Here is a 17,729-nt window from a genome sequence, read left to right on the forward strand (position 1 = left end):
CACGACGACCTCCGCCTCCTCCCCCCCTGGCGGGGGTCGTCCCTTTTCTGGGGTCATTCGCAATGCGGATAGGCCACTCCATTCCAATTGGTTGCGGAACGCCGTTTTCGGCGAAGTTCTTCCCGCCGATTCGCCGGCCTGTGGACAAGTCCACGGTCATCCACAGATCCGCGCGCGGCTCTGGCTGAGCACGGCGACGCCGCGCAGCCTGGGAAACATGACCGCTGCCGCCATCCTGATCGCCGTCTTCGACCCCGTCCTGCGCGGGCTGGTGGATCGGGTGGTCGCCGCCGCCGGGGTGCACGCGGTGCGCAGTGCCGACCCCTCGGACCGGCGCGTGTGGGCGGGCGCTGCAGCGGTCCTGCTCGATGCCGCGGCGGCCCGCTCGTGCGCACAACGCGGCATGACCCGACGCGCCGGGGTGGTCCTGATCAGCGGTGCTGCTCCCGATGGCGCGCACTGGGAAGCCGCCGTCGCGGTGGGGGCGCACCACGTCCTGACGCTGCCCGCCCAAGAGGCCGACCTGATGGCGGTGCTGACCGAGGCTGCCGACGAGGCGCGCGCCGGGGGACCCCGCGGCGCGGTGGTGGCGGTGATGTCGGGCAGAGGCGGGGGCGGCGCATCCGTGTTCTCGGTGGCCTTGGCCCGGGCCGCGAACGAGGCACTGCTCGTCGACGTGGACCCATGGGGTGGCGGTCTCGACCTCGTGCTCGGCAGCGAAACCGAGTCCGGTGTGCGGTGGCCGGATCTGACCCTGGCCGGCGGGCGGCTCGCCTATCCGGCCCTTCGGGCCGCGCTGCCGCGGGTCCAGCACGTCGCTCTCCTCGCGGGCAGCCGCGTGCTCGCGGGTGAACGCGCTGCCGGGGAGATCGATCCGCAGGCTCTGAGCGCTGTGATCGATGCCGGCGCCCGGGCGGCGGTGACGGTGGTGTCCGATGTCGCTCGCCGCCCCAGCGCGGCCACGGAGACAGCCTTGGCTGCAGCGGATCTGGTGGTTTTGGTCACACCCGCCGACGTGCGATCCTGCGCCGCCGCGACGGCGACGGCCCAGTGGGTGCTGGCCTGCAACCAGAACACCGGCCTGCTCGTGCGCGGGCCTTCCCCGGGCGGATTGAGGCCCATCGATGTGGCGCGCATCGTCGGCCTGCCCATTCTGGCGACGATGCGTCCCCAGCCGGGCCTGGATCAGAACCTGGAACGGGGCGGGGTGCGTCTTCGGGGAAACTCCCCGCTGGCGAGTGCGGCCCGGTCGGTGCTGGCCGTCCTGGAGACGAAGCCGCATCTCGAATCGCCGGGTGAGGTCGCCGCGTGAACGCGCCTCTGCTGGACCGGGTCCGTGAACGACTCGCGGCGGACGGTGTGCCGTTGAGGCCCAGCGTCGTGGCCGCCGCGATCCGCGCCGAGTCCGGCGGCGTGCTCGGCGACACCGAGGTGCTGACGAATCTGCGCGAACTGCAGACCGAGCTCGTCGGGGCGGGCGTCCTCGAACCGCTGCTGACGGCGCCCGGCACCACCGATGTGCTCGTCACCGCGCCTGACGCTGTGTGGGTCGACGACGGAACTGGTTTGCGACGCACCGGCGTGCGATTCGCTGACGAGGCCGCGGTCCGGCGCCTCGCTCAGCGGCTCGCGCTGACTGCCGGCCGCCGCCTCGACGATGCCCAACCGTGGGTCGACGGGCATCTCGCCGATCTGGGGAGTGCAGTCGGGAAAACGCTGAACGTACGGCTTCACGCGATGCTGCCGCCGATCGCCGCGGGCGGCACCTGTCTGTCACTTCGTGTGCTTCGCCCTGCCAGCCAGGATCTCGACGCGCTGGCGGCCACCGGCACCATCCCGGCCGAGGCGGCAACACTGCTGCACGGCATCATCGCCGCCCGGCTCGCGTTCGTGGTCAGCGGCGGTACCGGCAGTGGCAAGACGACCCTGCTGGCTGCGCTGCTCGGTGCGATACCCGCCCAGGAGCGCATCCTCTGCGTCGAGGACGCCGCAGAGCTGGCACCTCGCCATCCGCACCTGGTCTCGCTGGTGGCGCGAGCGGCCAACGTGGAAGGGGTCGGTGAGGTCACCGTTCGCGACCTGGTCCGGCAGGCCCTGCGGATGAGACCTGACCGCATCGTCGTCGGCGAGGTGCGCGGCGCCGAGGTGGTCGACCTGCTCACGGCTCTGAACACCGGTCACGACGGCGGCGCGGGAACCGTCCACGCCAACAGCCCCGGGGAGATCCCCGCCCGGTTCGAGGCGCTCGCCGCACTTGGCGGACTCGACCGGGCGGCCCTGCACAGCCAGCTCGGCGCGGCGATCCACGTCGTGCTGCACATGTCGCGAACACGGTCGGGTGGTCGCCGGCTCGCCGAGATCGGTGTACTGCATCGCGACAGGGACGGTCGGGTGTCCGTGCTGCCGAGCTGGAACGCCGACACGGGTCCGGGGGAGGGCGCCGACGCGCTCCGACAGCTCATCGACCGCAGGAGCCGGACATGACCGTGGCCGCGGTGGCGTTGGCGCTGGCCCTGCTGGTGCTGCCACCCGCGACGCGGGCGCCGATGCGACGCGTGGCGGCGCGGCCGCGTCGGCGACCGCCGGTGATGTTGGTGGCGCTGCTCGCCTGCGCCGCGCTGAGTGCTGTGGTCCCGATGACAGCGGTGCTGGCAGCCGCGACGATGCTGGCCGTGCTGCTGCTGCGCCGACGGTGGCGCACCAGGCGGCGGGCCAGCGCACGCGAGGCGACTGCACTGCACGGTGCTCTCGAGGTCCTGGTGTCCGAACTGCGTGTCGGGGCCCATCCCGTGGCTGCGATCGACACGGCGTCTTGCGAAATCGAGGGGCGCGTCGGGGAGTCGTTCGGCGCGGTCGCGGCCCGCGCGCACCTCGGAGCCGACGTGGTGTCGGGGCTGCGGGCGGAGTCACGACGCTCGCTGGTGCCGGGCCACTGGGACCGGCTGGCGGTGTGCTGGCAGCTCGCGCAGCGGCACGGGCTGGCCATCGCGTCTCTCATGCAAGCCGCCCAACGCGACCTCGCCGAACGCGAACGGTTCCGGTCCCGGGTGGATGCCGGGATGGCGGGCGCACGCACCACGGGCACGGTGCTCGCCGGGCTGCCGGTCCTGGGCGTGCTGATGGGCTGTGCGATCGGTGCCGACCCCCTCGGCTTCCTGCTCTCCGACGGCGCCGGTGGATGGCTGTTGTGGATCGGCACCGCGCTCGTCGGAGCCGGTCTGCTGTGGTCGGACCGCATCACGGCGTCGGTGCTGGGATGACCTGGGCCGCAGTGTCCCTGGCGCTGGCCGTTCTGGTGCTCCCGCAGCCGTCCGCCGCGCGCAGGCTCGGAGTGCGGCGGGTGCAGGCGCCGGGGCGAGGGGCGCCCCCGTCCGACGGACCGCTGGCGGTGGCGGCGGCGCTCGACGCGTTCGCGGCGTGCCTGCGCGCGGGCATGGCGGTGTCGACCGCTGCCGCAGCGGTCGCCGACGCGGCGCCGTACGCGCTGGCACACGTTCTGCGCCGCGGCGCGGACCTGCTGGCCCTGGGTGCGGACGCCGGCCGGGCCTGGGCAGACCCCGCCGACGACGGCGATGCCGGCGACGTCGGAAAGGCCCACGTGCGCGCCTATCTGCGCATGGCCCGCCGGTCGGCGGCCTCCGGGGCCGCGCTGGCGCAGGGTGTCGAAGATCTGGCCGCCACGCTGCGCGCCGAGGCGTCGGACGCTGCCGGCGCGAGGGCCGAGCGGGCAGCCGTGCTGATCGCCGGCCCGCTGGGGCTGTGCTACCTGCCGGCGTTCATCTGCCTGGGCATCGTGCCGGTCATCGCGGGGCTGGCCGGAGACGTCCTGCGATCAGGAATGTTGTGACAACCAACCAGGAGGACCTGCATGTTCACTCAACGACTCGCCGATCTGCGCGCGCGGCTACTCGTGCTCGCGGTTGCCGACGACGGAATGTCGACCGTCGAATACGCGATCGGGACCATTGCCGCCGCGGCGTTCGGGGCGATCCTGTACACCGTCGTGACGGGCGACTCGATCGTCAGCGCACTGACGAACATCATCACCCGCGCGCTGAACACGAACACCTAGATGCCGGTTTCGCGACCGTCGAGGCGGCATTCGCCATCCTCGCGCTCGTCGCGGTGGTGGCGGTCTGCCTGGCCGGGCTCACCGCGCTCACGATGCAGGTGCGTTGTGTCGACGCCGCCAGGGAAGCCGCCCGGTTGGCCGCGCGCGGCGACGAGGGCGTGGCTCTGGCGACCGCCCGCCAGATCGCGCCGCCGCATGCGGCGATCGAGCTCCGGCGCGACGGCGGATTCGTGGTCGCGACGGTCACGTCGCGCGCGGCACTCCTGCCGGGCATCGCGATCAACGCCCGGGCCGTCTCGGCACTGGAGCCGGGTGCATGACGACACCGGCGCAGCGAGCGTGCTGGCGGCGTTCCTGATCGCGGCAGTGGCCGCTGTCATGGCCGGCGGCGCCCTGCTCGGTTCGGCCGTGGTGGCCCGGCACCGGGCGGCCGCGGCGGCGGACCTCGCGGCGCTCGGTGCGGCGGCAGCGCTGCCGAGCGGTCGTGAGGCGGCCTGTGCGACGGCGGTTTCCGTCGCGCGGTCGATGGCCTCTACGGTGATCGGGTGCGACGTCGACGGGCTGGACGTGCTGGTGACCGCCGAGACGGCACCGGGTTTCGGCGCTGCGCTGGTCGGCCCGGCGACAGCCGCCGCCCGCGCGGGACCGCTCGGCGAGCCGGGGTTTACGTCGCTGTAAGGCGGGATACGCACCCCTCATGACCGGCCGCGAACTGCTCGCCGGCCGCTACGAGGTGCGCGGCCTGCTCGGTCGCGGCGGCATGGCCGAGGTCCGCGACGGCTGGGACACCCGCCTGTGCCGACCGGTCGCCGTCAAAGTGCTGCATCCTCAGATGGCCGACGATCCGGACCTGCGCCGCCGATTCGAGGTCGAGGCCAAAGCGGCGGCAGCGCTGGAGCATCCCAACGTCGTCGCCGTGCACGATTTCGGTGATCACGACGGGGCGCCGTTCATCGTGATGGAACGGCTGCCGGGCCGCACGCTGCACGACATCATGGGCGCAGGTCCCATGGCGCCGAACCACGTCCGTGCGCTCCTCGACGATGTGCTCGCGGGCTTGGGCGCCGCGCACGCGGCCGGCGTGCTGCACCGCGACATCAAGCCGGGCAATGTCCTGCTCTCCTCGGCCGGCGATCGGATGAAGGTCGCCGACTTTGGCATCGCCAAGACCGGTGGAAGTGCCGAGACCAAAACCGGCCAGATCATCGGGACCATGTGCTACATGAGCCCCGAACGGGTCACCGGGGCGCCGGCGTCGGTCGCCGATGACCTCTATGCCGTCGCGGTGATCGGCTACGAGGCGCTGATCGGGCATCGCGCGTTTCCCCACGACAATCCCGTGGCGTTGGCCCGCGCCATCGTCGACACCCAGCCGCCTCCGCTGAGCGATGTACGCCCCGACGTCGATCCCGTGCTGGCCGCGGTGATCACCCGCGGAATGGCGCGCGACCCGGCGCATCGGTTCGCGAGCGCCGACCACATGCGAGCGGCACTGGCCGGTGATCCCGCCGCGCTGGCGCCGCCACGGCCCGTTGCCCCCGCGCCCCGACCGGCCACCCGGGTCATGGCCGCGCCTCTGCCGCCGACGGCCGGATACCCGCCTCCCGCCCCGGTACGTGCGCGACCGGGGCGCCGGAACCCGCGCCGTTACGTGCTCGCCGGGGCCGCCATCGTCGCGGCGTTCGTCGTCTCGGCGTTGGCTCTGGCGCTCGATCCCTTCGGCTCATCACCCTCGCCGGCGTCGGTCAGCACGAGCACCAGCGTGACACCACCGCCGACGACGCCGAGCAGCGTGACTCCGGTGACATCGGCACCCGCGCCGGTCGTGGCGCCCCCGCCGCCACCCGCCGAGCCGCCTCGAGGGGGTCCGGGACCCGGCCGCGGGCACGGCAACGGCAACGGCAACGGCAAGAAAGACAAGCCCTAGCGGGCTCGAGACACCAAGCCCGGCGGGTTCAGCGCTCTTCCAGTCGGGCGTCGGACAACTCGTCGTCGGTCGGAAGACGCAACTCGGCAAGACCCCCGATGACCCCGTCGTGCAGTTCAATGCGATGCACCGTCACGTGCACCGGCGTCCATCCGCCGTCGCGGGCGATCACCCGCAGCACGCCCGACACCGAACCCGCGTCGAAACCCTTGGCCATCTCCGCGACCGCGGGGCGATCGTGCGGATGGATCGCTTGGTCGCTGGACATTCCTGCGCGCCAGTCGAAGAAGGGCGCGGGATCGTCGAGCCATTTGACGAGCATCCAGTGCGCGGGGTCGACCAGCGCGCGGTGGATGCCCGGCCGGGCCAAGCCGGCCAGGATGCGCTCGGCCAGCGAGGCTTCGCTGTTGTCCTTGCCCTCGTGCACGCTGCGCCAGTTCATCGCCCGGCACACCAGCCGCGGCGCCCCGTCCTCGTCGCCGTCGTCGTCGATCTCCTCGAGTGAGCGCGCCACGAAGCCGACGGTGATCTGCTCCCCGCGGTAATCGGCGACGTCCCACGTCGTGCAGATCGTCACGCCTGGCCGCGGCTTGATCAGCATGCTGATCACCTCTGCCTCGTGCGGATTGAGATCCCGGCGTGGCAGATCGTCGGCGAACGCGCGACCCTGCGTCGGCTGAGTCGCCGGATCCCAGCCGCCGATCTTCAGCGACTCGACCGTGTCCGTGGCGGCGCCGTTGGTGAGATCCCACAGCATCGACCCCACCTCGGGGCGAGGCGGCGGGTCTTCGTCGGCGGCGCCGATCCACATCTGCACCCCGTGGATGCGACCGTCGGACATCGCGACCACCTCGGTGCGGATCACGCAGTCGTTCTTCGGCGTGATGCTGCTCAGCCCGCTGCCACCGCGCACGGTTTCGCTGATCGCGGTTTGAATTGCCATCAGGTGGGGGTTGCGTCGGAGCAGAGACGAGATCGGGATCAGATTCTTGGTGTGGGCCCCCTGAGCGACCACGGTCGGTTCGCTCCCCAGCGTCTCCACGAGCATCCAGTCGTGGCTCATGAGGTGATCCTACCGAGCCACCGGCTGCGGGATCCGCATCAAAAAGCCGCTTCGGTATGTCGATATGGCCCGTGACGAGCACTTTCGGGTTGCCTCGGTGCACCTCGAACGGTAGGTTCCGAAGAGTCGAGGCGGGTACGGATTCCGTCGGCGGATCCGCGGCGATCGTCGAGGGGTCGGTCGTCACCCGCCGGTCTTCACCGCCGGGTCGTTCAGGGCGTCCAGCAGCAGGCGCAGGACGGTGAGCGCGCCCTCCTTGTCGAGCGGGTCGTTGCCGTTGCCGCATTTCGGTGACTGCACACACGATGGACACCCTGCTGGGCATTCGCACGCCTCGATCGCCGACGCCGTCGCAGACCACCACCGCGTGATGGCGCCGAAGCCCCGGGCCGCGAATCCGGCGCCGCCGGGATAGCCGTCGTACACGAAGATCGTCGGCAGCCCGTCCACCGGACCGACCGCGGTGGACACGCCACCGATGTCACCGCGGTCGCAACTGGCGATCAGCGGCAGCAGGCCGATGGCGGCGTGTTCGGCCGCGTGCAGCGACCCGGGGGTACGTAACGGATCGATTCCGCTGTCGGCCAGGGCTTCTGGTGTGATGGTGCACATCACTGCCATGGTCTCCAGTGTGCGCGTGGGCATGTCGAGCTCGCAGAAGTCGATGACCTCGCCGTCGAGACGGCGGCGCAGGTAACCGGTGACGGTGTTGCTCACGCACACCGGCACCAGGCCGAGCGTCACGGGGCCGTGCGTCGAACGTTCGCCGGGTCCGGTGACCGTGATGTCGGTCAATTCCCGTGCGAAGGTGGTGTATCCGGGATCTTCGGCGTGCACGAACGCGATGCCGTCCTCGAAGTCCAGAGAGTCAACCAGATAGCTCTCGCCCTGGTGCAGATAGACCGCACCCGGGTGTACCGAGGCGGCGGCCTGGCCGGCACCGGCGTTGCCCAGCATCCGGCCGGTGTCCGCCTCGAGGATCGCGATCTGACCACCGATCGATCCCCGGATGTCCACGGCGGGATGGGGATCGAGGCCGGGCGTCGGGAAGTATCCGCTGGGCCGGCGGCGCAGCAGTCCGTCGTCGACGAGTGCGCCGGCCACGGCCTCGGCGTCCCACATGCGGACTTCTGCGTCAGTCAGCGGCAGTTCAGTGGCCGCGCACAGCAATTGAGGGCCCAGCACGTAGGGATTGGCCGGGTCGATCACCACACGTTCGATCGGCTTGTCCAGGAGAGCGGCGGGATGATGCACCAGATAGGTGTCGAGCGGATCGTCGCGGGCGATGAGCACCACCAGAGCGCCCTGGCCGCGCCGGCCCGCCCGCCCGGCCTGCTGCCAGAACGACGCGACCGTGCCCGGAAAGCCCGCCAGCACAACAGCGTCCAGCCCGGCGATGTCGACACCGAGTTCCAGCGCATTGGTCGTCGCCATGCCACGCAATCGCCCGTCGGCCAGTGCGCGTTCCAATGTGCGGCGATCCTCGGCCAGGTATCCCGCCCGGTAGGAGGCCACCGCGGCGGCCAACTCCGGGTCGGTCTCCGCCAACCGCGTCCTGGCGCCCAGCGCCGTCAGCTCGGCACCGCGTCGGGACCGCACGAACGTCAAAGTTCGTGCGCCCTCGGTGATCAGGTCCGCCATCACGCGTGACGCCTCGGCGCCGGCGGAGCGGCGCACCGGTGCACCGTTCTCCCCGACGAGGTCGGTGAGCAGCGCCGGCTCCCACAGCGCCACGGTGCGGGCCCCCTGCGGTGAACCGTCCTCGGTGACCTCGATCACCGTCTGGCCGATCAGTTCGGCTGCGGTGATCGCGGGTTCGGCGGTGGTCGCACTGGCGAAGATCACGGTGGGCATCTGCCCGTCGGGGGAGTAGCGCGCGCACAGCCGCAGCAGCCGGCGCAGCACCATGGCGACGTTCGAGCCGAAAATGCCGCGGTAGTAGTGGCATTCGTCGACGACGACGAATTTCAGATGGCGCAGGAAAACCGCCCACCGGGCGTGGTTGCGCAACATCGACAGGTGGATCATGTCGGGGTTGGAGAAGATCCATCGGGAGCGTTCCCGGGCGAACCGGCGGACGTCGGCGGAGGTGTCGCCGTCATACGACGTCGGGGCGACGTCATCGAGCCCCGCCGCTGTGCTGAGCGAGGCGACGGCGCGCAACTGGTCGTGTCCGAGTGCTTTGGTCGGCGACAGGTACAGCGCCCGCGCCCGCGGATTGTGTGTCAGCGCCGTCAATATGGGGAGCTGGTAGCCGAGCGACTTGCCCGATGCTGTGCCCGTGCTGAGTACGACGTGCCGCCCCGCGTGGGCGTGCTCGGCGGCGGCGAGCTGATGTGACCACGGGGCGCCGATGCCGTGATCGGCGAACGCCTGCACCACATCTGAGGGTGCCCATGAGGGCCATGCGCGGGCGTGGGCGCGGCGGGCCGGCAAGTCGGCGACGTGGCGCAGCGGACGTTCCCCCGACGCGGTGCCGTCGACCGCGCAGGCGAGCAGCGCGCGGCCGAACCCCAGCGTCGGATCGGGCACCTCGGAGGCTTCCACACATCCCCTACGTCGTGTCGTACGTGAATTTCTGACTACATGATGCTGCGCAACTGCTTGTCGGACTGTCGCAGCAGCGTCAGACATGGTTGACTAACGGCGGTCGCAGCTCCTGTCTTCGTGTATACGCACTAGCAGGAACAACGTTGCGGTCGCGGTTCCTGCGAGGGTTGTAGGTCGGGTCGAGTTCCGAGCACTCCACGAAGGTATGGCGGTCGGAACGGGCCCGGTACACCGGATGTCGGTGAATCGCCCCGGTAAGAAGAGAAGGAAATTACGAAAGATGCCACAGGGAACTGTGAAGTGGTTCAACGCGGAGAAGGGCTTCGGCTTCATCGCCCCCGAGGACGGCTCCGCTGACGTTTTTGTCCACTACACGGAGATCCAGGGTTCCGGCTTCCGCACCCTGGAAGAGAACCAGAAGGTCGAGTTCGAGGTCGGCCAGAGCCCCAAGGGCCCTCAGGCCACCGGCGTTCGCGCCGTCTGAGTCACCTTAAGACCTGGCACCCCCGCGTCACCGCTCGTCGGCGGCGCGGGGGTGTTTCGTTTTGGCGGAACACGAGAACCGCAGCGCCGCGTCCGCGTCCGCATCCGCTGTGAAGATGGCCCGCTGGCCTACTGTCATCTGTGTGAGCCAGCTGTCCTTCTTCTCGGCTGAGTCGGTGCCGCCGGCCGTCGCCGATCTGACGGGGATGCTGGCCGGGCCGGGGCAGGCTTTGCTGGTCGCCGGCGTCCCTGGTCCGGCTGCGCGGCTGTCGGTGGTGGTGGACAGTTCGTGGCGCGCCGAGGGGCTGGCCGAGATGATCTCCGACGCGGGGCTCACGCCGGAGATCTCGCGCACCGACGAGAACACGCCGCTGGTGCGTACCGCGGTCGACCCCCGGTTGACCGTGATCGCGCGGGAGTGGACGCGCGGCGCGGTGAAGACGGTCCCGCCGCAGTGGCTGCCCGGACCGCGGGAGCTGCGGGCCTGGACGCTGGCCGCGGGTAGCCCGGAGGCCGACGACCGCTATCTGCTCGGGTTGGACCCGCACGCGCCCGACACCCATTCCGTGCTCGCATCGGCGATGATGCGAGTCGGAATTGCACCGACGCTGATCGGCACCCGCGGCTCGCGGCCTGCGCTGCGTATCAGCGGCCGACGGCGGCTGTCGCGCCTGGTAGAGAACGTGGGGGAACCTCCGGAGGGCGCCGAGCCGTTGGCGTCGTGGCCGCGTGTCTAGCGGCTGAGGGACAGGTGCTCGGCGGGGAGCCGGTTTGCGTCGGCACGCGCAGAGTGCGAAATTGTTCGTTGCCGGGGCGGGGTGGCGCAACGATGTGCGAGCCTGCCGACGGCACAGAGAATAAGTAGTAGGAGTCGAGACAGTGAACCGGATAGGTGGCTGACGGAGACCGCGACCGCGGTGGAAACGGCAGAGTGCGGCGGCTCGTCATAGTCGAGTCGCCTACCAAGGCGCGCAAAATCGCCGGCTATCTCGGGTCCAACTACATCGTCGAGTCGTCCCGCGGACACATCCGTGACCTGCCGCGCAACGCGGCCGACGTCCCGGCGAAGTACAAATCGGAGCCGTGGGCCCGTCTCGGGGTCAACGTCGAGGAGAACTTCGAGCCGCTCTACATCATCAGCCCGGAGAAGAAGAGCACCGTCGCCGAGCTGAAGGACCTGCTCAAGGGCGTCGACGAGCTCTATCTGGCGACGGACGGTGACCGCGAGGGCGAGGCGATCGCCTGGCATCTGCTCGAAACGCTCAAGCCGCGCGTCCCGGTCAAGCGCATGGTGTTCCACGAGATCACCGAGCCTGCGATCCGCGCTGCCGCCGAGGATCCACGCGATCTGGACAACGCGCTGGTCGACGCCCAGGAGACCCGCCGCATCCTCGACCGCCTCTACGGCTACGAAGTCAGCCCCGTGCTGTGGAAGAAGGTCGCGCCGAAGCTCTCCGCGGGCCGGGTGCAGTCGGTCGCGACGCGCATCATCGTGCAGCGTGAACGCGAGCGGATGGCGTTCCGCAGCGCCGGCTACTGGGATGTCACCGCCGAACTCGACGCCAGCGTCTCCGACGCGCAGGCCACGCCGCCGACGTTCACCGCCAAGCTGAACACTGTCGACGGGCGGCGTGTGGCGGCCGGGCGTGACTTCGATTCGCTGGGCGGGCTGAAGAAGCCCGACGAGGTGCTCGTCCTCGACGAGTCGGCGGCGAACGCGCTGGCCTCGGGCTTGCGCGGGGCGCAGCTGCAGGTGGCTTCGGTGGAGCAGAAGCCCTACACCCGCCGGCCGTACCCGCCGTTCATGACGTCGACGCTGCAGCAGGAGGCCGGGCGCAAGCTGCGGTTCTCCTCCGAGCGCACGATGAGCATCGCGCAGCGGCTGTACGAGAACGGCTACATCACCTACATGCGTACCGACTCGACCACGCTGTCGCAGTCGGCCATCAACGCGGCCCGCACTCAGGCCCAGCAGCTCTACGGCGAGGAGTACGTGCATCCGTCGCCGCGCCAGTACACCCGCAAGGTGAAGAACGCGCAGGAGGCGCACGAGGCCATCCGGCCCGCCGGTGACGTCTTCGCGACGCCGGGCCAGTTGCACTCCGCCCTGGACACCGACGAGTTCCGGCTCTACGAGCTGATCTGGCAGCGCACCGTGGCCTCGCAGATGGCCGATGCGCGCGGCACCACGCTGAGCCTGCGCATCGCGGGGCAGTCGTCGGGCGGCGAGCAGGTCGTGTTCAACGCCAGCGGCCGCACCATCACGTTCGCCGGCTTCCTCAAGGCGTACGTGGAGAGTCTCGACGAGCAGGCCGGCGGTGAGGCCGACGACGCCGAGAGTCGACTGCCGAACCTGACGCAGGGCCAGCGTGTCGACGCCAAGGGTCTGACCGCCGACGGGCACACCACGAGCCCGCCGGCCCGCTACACCGAGGCCTCGCTGATCAAGGCGCTCGAAGATCTGGGCATCGGCCGGCCGTCGACTTACAGCTCGATCATCAAGACCATCCAGGACCGTGGCTACGTGCACAAGAAGGGCAGCGCGCTGGTGCCGTCCTGGGTGGCGTTCGCTGTCATCGGCTTGCTGGAGCAGCATTTCGCGCGGCTGGTCGATTACGACTTCACCGCGGCGATGGAAGACGAGCTCGACGAGATCGCCGCGGGTAACGAGCGAAGGACCAACTGGCTGTCCAACTTCTACTTCGGTGGCGAGCACGGGGTGGACGGCTCGATCGCCCGGGCCGGCGGTCTGAAGAAGCTGGTGGGCGGCAACCTCGAGGAGATCGACGCGCGAGTTGTCAACTCCATCAAGCTGTTCGACGACGCCGAGGGGCGCGCGATCAACGTCCGCGTCGGCCGCAACGGCCCGTACCTCGAGCGGATGGTGGCCGATCCGGACAATCCGGGCGAGGTCAAGCCGCAGCGCGCCAACCTCAACGACGATCTGACGCCGGACGAGTTGACTCTCGAGCTGGCCGAGAAGCTCTTCGCCACACCGCAAGAGGGGCGATCGCTGGGCGTCGACCCCGAGACCGGGCACGAGATCCTGGCCAGGGACGGTCGGTACGGGCCGTACGTCACCGAGGTGTTGCCCGAACCGCCGGACGACGGCGAGGCGGGGGCGACGGCGAAGAAGGGCAAGAAGCCGACGGGTCCGAAGCCGCGCACCGGATCGCTGCTGCGGTCGATGGATCTGGAGACGGTGACGCTCGAGGACGCGCTCCGGCTGCTGTCGTTGCCGCGTGTGGTGGGCGTCGATCCGGCCAGCGGTGAGGAGATCACCGCGCAGAACGGTCGCTACGGCCCATACCTGAAGCGCGGCACGGACTCTCGTTCGTTGGCCACCGAGGAGCAGATGTTCGACATCACCCTCGACGAGGCGTTGAAGATCTACTCGGAGCCGAAACGCCGTGGCCGCCAGGGCGCGGCGACACCTCCGCTGCGTGAGCTGGGCAACGATGCGGCGTCGGGTAAACCGATGGTGATCAAGGACGGCCGCTTCGGTCCGTACGTCACCGACGGTGAAACCAACGCCAGCCTGCGCAAGGGCGACGACGTCATGTCGATCACCGACGAGCGAGCCTCGGAGCTGCTGGCCGACCGGCGCGCCCGCGGACCGGTGAAGAAGAAGGCCGCGGCGAAGAAGGCTCCGGCCAAGAAGACGGCCGCCAAGAAGGCGCCGGCGAAGAAGGCTGCAAAGAAGGCCTAGCCGCAGGACTCAGCGCGAGGACTTCGACACGTCGCCGCTGACCTCGACCTCGGGCGGGGTGACCAGTCCGACGGGCCGGGCCAGCTGAGTCGGGGCGGTGCGGCCGCGCAGGTTCACCGTCTCCCCGACGTCCCAGCACAGCGCCTCGGAGTCCAGGGCCTCGCTGACCGCGATCGCCGAGGCGAGCACGTGGCCCTTCTCCAGTTTCGCCAGCTCGGTGAGGCGCGCCGCTTCGTTGACGGGGTCGCCGATCACGGTGTATTCGAAGCGTGCCTGGGCGCCGATGTGGCCGGCGATCGCCCGCCCGGCCGACACTCCGATGCCGAATTCGGTCTCGCCCAGCACCTCAATCAGCTCGTCGTGTAGCTCGCGGGAGGCGGCCAGGGCGGCCCCGGATGCGTCGGGGTGTTCGATCGGTGCGCCGAAGATGGCCAGCGCGGCGTCGCCCTGGAACTTGTTGACGAACCCGCCGTGCCGGTTGACGGTGTCGACGACGACGCGGAAGAAGTCGTTGAGCAGGTTCACCACCTCGGCTGCGGGCCGGGTGGCCGCGAGGTTCGTCGAGCCGACCAGGTCGACGAACAGCACGGCCACGTCACGCTCCTGGCCGCCCAGCTCGGTGCCGCGCTCGAGCGCGCGGCGGGCGACGTCCTCGCCGACGTAGCGGCCGAACAGGTCACGCAGCCGCTGCCGTTCGGCCAGGTCGCGGACCATGTCGTTGAACCCGGCCTGCAGCAGGCCCAGCTCGCTGGCGTCGTAGATCTGCATGTGGGCGTTGTAGTTGCCGCGCTGTACCTCGCCCAGCGCCCAGCGCAGCTGCCGCAGCGGGTCGGCGATCGACATGGCCACCAGCACGGTGCTGGACAGCCCGATGACCAGGGCGACGATCGCCAGCAGCAGGATCGTGGTGATCACCCGGTCGGCCGGCGCGGTCAGGATCTCGAACTTGCTCGCGACGAGAGCGAGCAGGATGGCGACCAGCGGCACCCCGGTGGACAGCACCCATGTCAGCACCTGCCGCAGGATGACGCCGGGTGCGTGGAATTTCTCCGGGACCCCGCCGCGCAGGGCGGCCACTGCGACGGGGCGCAGCACGCGTTCGGACTGCAGGTAGCCGATGATCGCGGTGGCGGTCGCGCCGAGGCCGGTCGCGACGGCGACGACGGGGGCGGACTTGCTGGCCACCGGCCAGCTGGCCACGATGAACACCACCGACCCCAGCAGCCAGTTCGTCGCGCTGATCACCGAGCGGTAGAAGGGCATGCGCAGCGCCCGCATGCGGGCGACCTCGGTGTCGGCGGGGTCGCGGTCGCCGAGCAACATGTCGCGGCGCTGCCAGCGCATCACCGGGATCAGCATGCGCAGCGTCAGATACGACGCCACGGTGAACGACACGAACAAATAGCCCAGGAAGATCGACAGGTTGTAGGTCGGCAGGTCTTGCAGCTGGATCCGGTCCTCCGGGGGGAGCCCGAATCGCAGGAAGCCGAGCACCAGCAGTGCGCCGATGATGTCGGCCTGCAGCATGCCGAGCGTGAACACCGGCCAGGGGGTGCGCGCGACCCAGCGGACGAATGCACGGATTCGCCCCACCTCGATCGCTTCGGCAGCCACCAGATCACCGTATCGGGCAATGCTGACGCGTACGGGGCCTCTGGGACGGACGTGTCGGTTCGCAGCATTACTGTTATCGGCGATGGCGGGTGTTTTTTCGCGTCTGGTGGGCCAGGACGCTGTGGAGGCGGAATTGACCGCCGCGGCCTGGGCCGCACGTGGTGATTCCGCTCACAGCGGGGCCGCCGAGGTGGGCACGATGACCCATGCGTGGCTGATCACCGGTCCGCCGGGGTCGGGACGGTCGGTGGCGGCGCTGTGTTTCGCGGCTGCGCTGCAGTGCACCTCCGACGGTGTGCCCGGGTGCGGGGAGTGCCGGGCCTGCAGCACCACGATGGCGGGCACGCACGCCGACGTGCGCAGGATCATCCCGGAGGGGTTGTCGATCGGGGTGGACGCGATGCGCACGATCGTGCAGATCGCGTCGCGCCGGCCGGGGACCGGCCGCTGGCAGATCGTGGTCATCGAGGACGCCGACCGGTTGACCGAGGGCGCGGCCAACGCGCTGCTCAAGGTGGTGGAGGAGCCGCCGCCGTCGACGGTGTTCCTGCTGTGCGCGCCGTCGGTGGACCCCGAGGACATCGCGATCACGCTGCGCTCACGCTGCCGGCACATCGCGCTGGTCACCCCGGGGGTCGACGCGATCGCCAAGGTGCTGGTGGAGCGGGACGGGCTGCCGGAGGCCGACGCGGCGTGGGCGGCCTCGGTGAGCGGCGGCCACGTCGGCCGGGCCCGCAGGCTGGCCACCGATGAGCAGGCCCGCGAGCGGCGCAAGCGGGCGCTGGGTCTGGCGCGGGAGGCGGCGACGCCGTCGCGGGCGTATGCCGCGGCCGAGGAGTTGGTGCTGACGGCCGACGCGGAGGCGAAGGCGCTGACCGGGGATCGTAACGAGGCAGAGGCCGAGGAGTTGCGCACGGCACTGGGTGCCGGCGGCACCGGTAAGGGCACCGCCGGCACGATGCGCGGGGCGGCGGGCGCCCTCAAGGACCTGGAGAAGCGGCAGAAGTCCCGCCAGACCCGCGCCTCCCGCGATGCGTTGGACCGGGCGCTGATCGACCTTGCCACCTACTTCCGGGACGCGCTGCTGATCGCGTCGAGCGCGGCGGACATCGCGCCCAACCATCCGGACATGGCGGACAAGGTGGCTGCGATGGCCGCGCATGCCTCGCCGGCCGCGCTGTTGCGCTGTATCGAGGCGGTGCTCGAATGCCGCGAGGCGCTGGCGATCAACGTCAAGCCGAAGTTCGCCGTCGACGCGATGGTCGCGACCGTGGGCCAGGCGCTGCGCGGCTGAGCGCGGGGAGCGCGGCCACCGTTTTGGGTGCACGCGACGCCCTGCCGTAGACTCGTCCCGCCCGACCAGGCCGCCTTAGCTCAGTCGGTAGAGCGATTCACTCGTAATGAATAGGTCGGGGGTTCGATTCCCCCAGGCGGCTCCATCTTTCCTCGTCGTCTCCCGACGCCCCCTGACTCCCACCGACGACTAGGAGACAGTCATGACGACGTCGGTCACCGTTGCCGTCGCGCAGTTCGCCCCCGGTGAGGACAAGGACGTCAACCTCGAGGCCATCAGGGGTCACGTCACCGAGGCCGCGACGCAGGGCGCGAACCTGGTGGTGTTTCCCGAGTACGCGATGTTCACCGCGTCGACGATGGACGAGCGTTTCCTCGGTTCGGCGGAGCCTCTGGACGGGCCGTTCGTCTCGGCGCTGCAGGAGCTGGCGCGGCGCGAGGCGGTGACGATCGTCGCCGGCATGAACGAGACGACCGACGGCGCCGAGCAGATCCACAACACGCTGCTGGCGATCGACGACGGCGGCACGGTCACGGCCACCTACCGCAAGGTGCACCTCTACGACGCGTTCGGCTACACCGAATCCGAGGTCGTGCGAGCCGGCGAGATCGCCACCCCGCAGACATTCACCGTCGGCGCGCTGACCTTCGGCATGCAGACCTGCTACGACCTGCGCTTCCCCGAGTCCACGCGGCGGCTGGTCGACGCCGGCGCCGACGTCGTGCTGATCCCAGCGGAGTGGGTGCCCGGCCCGTTGAAGGAGAACCACTGGACCACGCTGGTGCGTGCCCGCGCGATCGAGAACACGGTCTACGTCGCCGCCGCCGACCAGTGCGGCCGGTTCGGCGCGGGCAACAGCATGATCGTCGATCCGATGGGTGTGGTGCTGGCCTCGCTGGGTGAGGACGCCGGGGTGGTGTCCGCGACGCTGAGTCCCGACCGCATCGAGCAGGTCCGCCAGAAGAATCCGGCGCTGACACTGCGCCGGTTCAGTATCGTCGAACGCTGAGGGGTCGA

At 70.3% G+C, this 17,729-nt stretch carries 15 protein-coding genes, 1 tRNA gene and 1 pseudogene; 14 read left to right on the plus strand and 3 right to left on the minus strand.

Going from position 1 to position 17,729, the window contains the following annotated elements:
* Nucleotides 1-217 precede the first annotated feature (217 nt).
* From ssd to DMB80_RS00185, 8 genes and pseudogenes are all read left to right on the plus strand, one after another.
* The gene (gene ssd / locus DMB80_RS00150; RefSeq protein ID WP_111508029.1) at nucleotides 218-1,312 is read left to right on the plus strand and encodes a septum site-determining protein Ssd; all 1,095 of its coding nucleotides are present in this window, start codon (nucleotides 218-220) and stop codon (nucleotides 1,310-1,312) included.
* Nucleotides 1,309-2,484 (plus strand): TadA family conjugal transfer-associated ATPase, encoded by a 1,176-nt coding sequence (locus tag DMB80_RS00155; RefSeq protein WP_111508030.1) that lies wholly within the window; start codon nucleotides 1,309-1,311, stop codon nucleotides 2,482-2,484. The genes ssd and DMB80_RS00155 overlap by 4 nt, the downstream gene beginning before the upstream one ends.
* On the plus strand, nucleotides 2,481-3,260 hold the full coding sequence (locus DMB80_RS00160) for a type II secretion system F family protein (RefSeq protein ID WP_111508031.1): 780 nt from the start codon (nucleotides 2,481-2,483) through the stop codon (nucleotides 3,258-3,260). Before DMB80_RS00155 ends, DMB80_RS00160 begins: the two co-directional genes overlap by 4 nt.
* A complete protein-coding gene (locus DMB80_RS00165; protein ID WP_111508306.1) occupies nucleotides 3,257-3,847 on the plus strand; it encodes a type II secretion system F family protein in 591 nt (196 codons plus the stop codon). The genes DMB80_RS00160 and DMB80_RS00165 overlap by 4 nt, the downstream gene beginning before the upstream one ends.
* Before the next feature lie 21 nt (nucleotides 3,848-3,868).
* Entirely contained in the window at nucleotides 3,869-4,072 is a 204-nt protein-coding gene (locus DMB80_RS00170; protein WP_111508032.1) for a DUF4244 domain-containing protein, read from the plus strand.
* Nucleotides 4,073-4,101: 29 nt separating this feature from the next.
* A pseudogene (locus tag DMB80_RS00175) lies at nucleotides 4,102-4,392 on the plus strand (TadE family type IV pilus minor pilin); the annotation flags it as partial.
* Complete coding sequence (locus tag DMB80_RS00180; RefSeq protein ID WP_111508033.1) at nucleotides 4,385-4,750, plus strand: Rv3654c family TadE-like protein; 366 nt, start codon at nucleotides 4,385-4,387, stop codon at nucleotides 4,748-4,750. The pseudogene DMB80_RS00175 and the gene DMB80_RS00180, both read left to right, overlap by 8 nt.
* A gap of 19 nt (nucleotides 4,751-4,769) precedes the next feature.
* A complete protein-coding gene (locus DMB80_RS00185; protein ID WP_111508034.1) occupies nucleotides 4,770-5,999 on the plus strand; it encodes a serine/threonine-protein kinase in 1,230 nt (409 codons plus the stop codon).
* Nucleotides 6,000-6,027: 28 nt separating this feature from the next.
* On the opposite strand, the gene DMB80_RS00190 is transcribed toward DMB80_RS00185, so the two are convergent.
* Nucleotides 6,028-7,062 carry a PAS domain-containing protein gene (locus DMB80_RS00190; RefSeq protein WP_111508035.1) on the minus strand — a complete coding sequence of 345 codons (1,035 nt, stop codon included), beginning with the start codon at nucleotides 7,060-7,062 and terminating at the stop codon, nucleotides 6,028-6,030.
* A gap of 183 nt (nucleotides 7,063-7,245) precedes the next feature.
* A complete protein-coding gene (locus DMB80_RS00195; protein ID WP_420812105.1) occupies nucleotides 7,246-9,579 on the minus strand; it encodes a DEAD/DEAH box helicase in 2,334 nt (777 codons plus the stop codon).
* Between the two features lie 313 nt (nucleotides 9,580-9,892).
* Between DMB80_RS00195 and DMB80_RS00200 the strand changes: the two genes are divergently transcribed.
* The 3 genes from DMB80_RS00200 to topA all read left to right on the plus strand — a co-directional run bounded on the left by DMB80_RS00200 (nucleotide 9,893) and on the right by topA (nucleotide 13,804).
* Nucleotides 9,893-10,096, plus strand: a complete 204-nt coding sequence (locus tag DMB80_RS00200; RefSeq protein ID WP_006243848.1) for a cold-shock protein — start codon at nucleotides 9,893-9,895, stop codon at nucleotides 10,094-10,096.
* A 142-nt stretch (nucleotides 10,097-10,238) separates the two neighbouring features.
* On the plus strand, nucleotides 10,239-10,832 hold the full coding sequence (locus DMB80_RS00205) for a hypothetical protein (RefSeq protein ID WP_111508309.1): 594 nt from the start codon (nucleotides 10,239-10,241) through the stop codon (nucleotides 10,830-10,832).
* A 155-nt stretch (nucleotides 10,833-10,987) separates the two neighbouring features.
* Entirely contained in the window at nucleotides 10,988-13,804 is a 2,817-nt protein-coding gene (topA, locus tag DMB80_RS00210; protein WP_111508036.1) for a type I DNA topoisomerase, read from the plus strand.
* Between the two features lie 9 nt (nucleotides 13,805-13,813).
* On the opposite strand, the gene DMB80_RS00215 is transcribed toward topA, so the two are convergent.
* A complete protein-coding gene (locus tag DMB80_RS00215) occupies nucleotides 13,814-15,502 on the minus strand; it encodes an adenylate/guanylate cyclase domain-containing protein (protein WP_240430956.1) in 1,689 nt (562 codons plus the stop codon).
* On the opposite strand from DMB80_RS00215, the gene DMB80_RS00220 reads away from it, so the two are divergent.
* The 3 genes from DMB80_RS00220 (at nucleotide 15,501) to DMB80_RS00230 (ending at nucleotide 17,721) form a co-directional block, all read left to right on the plus strand.
* Complete coding sequence (locus DMB80_RS00220) at nucleotides 15,501-16,712, plus strand: DNA polymerase III subunit delta' (protein ID WP_111508038.1); 1,212 nt, start codon at nucleotides 15,501-15,503, stop codon at nucleotides 16,710-16,712. The two genes, DMB80_RS00215 and DMB80_RS00220, sit on opposite strands and share 2 nt — an antisense overlap.
* Nucleotides 16,713-16,781: 69 nt before the next feature.
* Nucleotides 16,782-16,857 (plus strand) — tRNA-Thr (locus tag DMB80_RS00225).
* 57 nt (nucleotides 16,858-16,914) lie between these two features.
* A complete protein-coding gene (locus DMB80_RS00230) occupies nucleotides 16,915-17,721 on the plus strand; it encodes a carbon-nitrogen hydrolase family protein (protein ID WP_111508039.1) in 807 nt (268 codons plus the stop codon).
* Nucleotides 17,722-17,729: the final 8 nt, after the last annotated feature.

This window comes from Mycobacterium kyogaense (assembly GCF_003254575.1).
In the GTDB taxonomy this organism is placed as follows: domain Bacteria; phylum Actinomycetota; class Actinomycetes; order Mycobacteriales; family Mycobacteriaceae; genus Mycobacterium; species Mycobacterium kyogaense.